Source organism: Mesorhizobium sp. M1E.F.Ca.ET.041.01.1.1 (assembly GCF_003997355.1).
Classification (GTDB): Bacteria; Pseudomonadota; Alphaproteobacteria; order Rhizobiales; family Rhizobiaceae; genus Mesorhizobium.
The window spans coordinates 1-1,994 of sequence record NZ_RZSL01000850.1 but is presented as its reverse complement, the minus strand read 5'-3'; the positions used below and the strand labels follow the sequence as shown (position 1 = coordinate 1,994).

General features: G+C 63.7%; 2 protein-coding genes. Both read left to right on the top strand.

The genetic code is table 11. The features are described 5' to 3' along the window. Positions 1-1,000, top strand: a 1,000-nt coding sequence (locus EOA38_RS35010; protein ID WP_127301372.1) for an FIST N-terminal domain-containing protein, incomplete at its 5' end; no start/stop codon positions are given. 5 nt (positions 1,001-1,005) lie between these two features. Continuing rightward, on the top strand, positions 1,006-1,994 hold a 989-nt coding region (locus tag EOA38_RS35005; protein ID WP_145966236.1), incomplete at its 3' end, for a HAMP domain-containing sensor histidine kinase.

Genomic DNA, 1,994 nt, shown 5'->3' with positions numbered 1-1,994 from the left:
AGCGCTCAAGACATATGCCCCCTCGCTTGACTATGCCGGCTGCTCGACCGCCGGTGAAATCACCCCTCAGGGCCTCGAGGAAGGCCATGTCCTTGCACTGCTGCTTCCTACCGCGTCCTTTTCGACGGCAAGCATCATGGTCGACAACCTCTCTTCGTCGAGCATGGACAGGATCACCGGCGAGGTGGCGGCGCTGAGACGTTCGCTTCGCGACCGTGTCGGGCAAGGGCGGGCCAAGGACACTTTCGCGCTCTGCTTTATCGACGGGCTGTCCTATGCCGAGGAAGCGGTGACCTCGGCCATCCACTGGGGGCTGGACGACATTCCGCTGATCGGCGGTTCGGCCGGCGACAACCTGAAATTCGAGACCACCAGTCTTATCTCGAACGGCAAGGTCGCTTCCGACAGCGCCATCGTCGTGCTGATCGCGACCGAGATCCCCTTCCACGTCTTCAAGACCGACAATTTCATTCCCACCGACGAGAAGCTGGTGGTCACTCAATCTGATCCCGATCACCGCATCGTGCGCGAATTCAACGCCACCAACGCCGCGGAGGAATATGCCGCCTCCGTCGGCATCGTGCCGGAGATGCTGACACCCTTAAGCTTTGCCTCGCACCCTGTCGTGGTGAAGGTGGGCGGCGAATATTACTGCCGCTCGATCCAGCGCATGCATGCCGACGGCTCGCTGTCATTCTTCTGCGCCATCGACGACGGCGTCGTTCTGTCCATCGCTCAGCCGAAGAACATGGTCGAAGCGACACGCGCCGCCCTGCAGGACGTCGAGCGCAAGCTCGGCGGCATCGACATGGTGCTCGGCTTCGACTGCGTGCTGCGCCGGCTCGACGCGCGCAACCGCCAGGTCTTCCGCGATATTTCCGAGCTCTACCGGACCAACAACGTCATCGGCTTCGGCACCTATGGCGAGCAGTACCGCTCGATGCATCTCAATCAGACCTTCACCGGCATCGCCTTTGGTGAGCGTCGGGCCGCCGAGTGACTGCCATGCCGCTTCGCGATATCGACGACCTCGAGAAGCTGAAGAAGATCAACGCCGCCCTGGTCAGCCGCGTCGAACGCTCGATGGACCAGCAGGTCAACGCCTTCTCTTTGTTCCAGACGGCGATTTCGCTGGAGAACCGGGTGCGCACCCGCACCGAGGAGTTGCACGCGACGCTGCACCGGCTCGAGCGGTCGAACATCGAGCTCAGCGCTGCTAAGGAAAACGCCGAGCAGGCGAATCTTTCCAAGACCAGGTTCCTCGCCGCCGCCAGCCACGACGTGCTGCAACCGCTCAACGCCGCGCATCTGTCGGTCTCGGCGCTCGCCGAAGTACAGACCAGCGAGGAAGGCAAGAAGCTGGTGCGCCAGGTCGAGCGCTCGCTGGAGACGATGGAAGACCTGCTGCGCACGCTGCTCGACATCTCCAAGCTCGACGCCGGCGTGGTCCAGCCCGAAATCAGCGATGTCAGCCTGGAGGCGTTGTTCTCCTCGCTGCGCTCGGACTTTCTTCCCGAAGCCGAAAAAAAAGGCCTGTCGCTAAAATTCCGGCCGGTCAATGTCGTCGTGCGCTCCGACCGCACGCTGCTGCGCCGCATCCTGCAGAACATCCTCTCAAATGCACTGCGCTATACCCGCTCGGGCGGCGTGCTGGTGGGCACCAGGCATCGCGGCGATACCATCCGCATCGATGTCGCCGACACCGGCTGCGGCATCCCCGACGACCAGCGCGAGGCAGTGTTCGAGGAGTTCCACCGCGGCATCTCCACGCTTGCCGATGGCGGACTGACGGGCGGGCTGGGCCTCGGCCTCGCCATCGTGCGTCGCATGGCGGCAGCACTTGGCCACCCCGTCACCTTTTCCTCGAAAGTCGGACGCGGAACGATCTTCCACATCGACGTGCCGATCGGCATGGCGCCAGCCGAGCCGGCCTCGACCGCCGCCGACATGGACCGGCCGCGCGGCTACGGCCTGTTCGGCACCAGGGCGCTGCT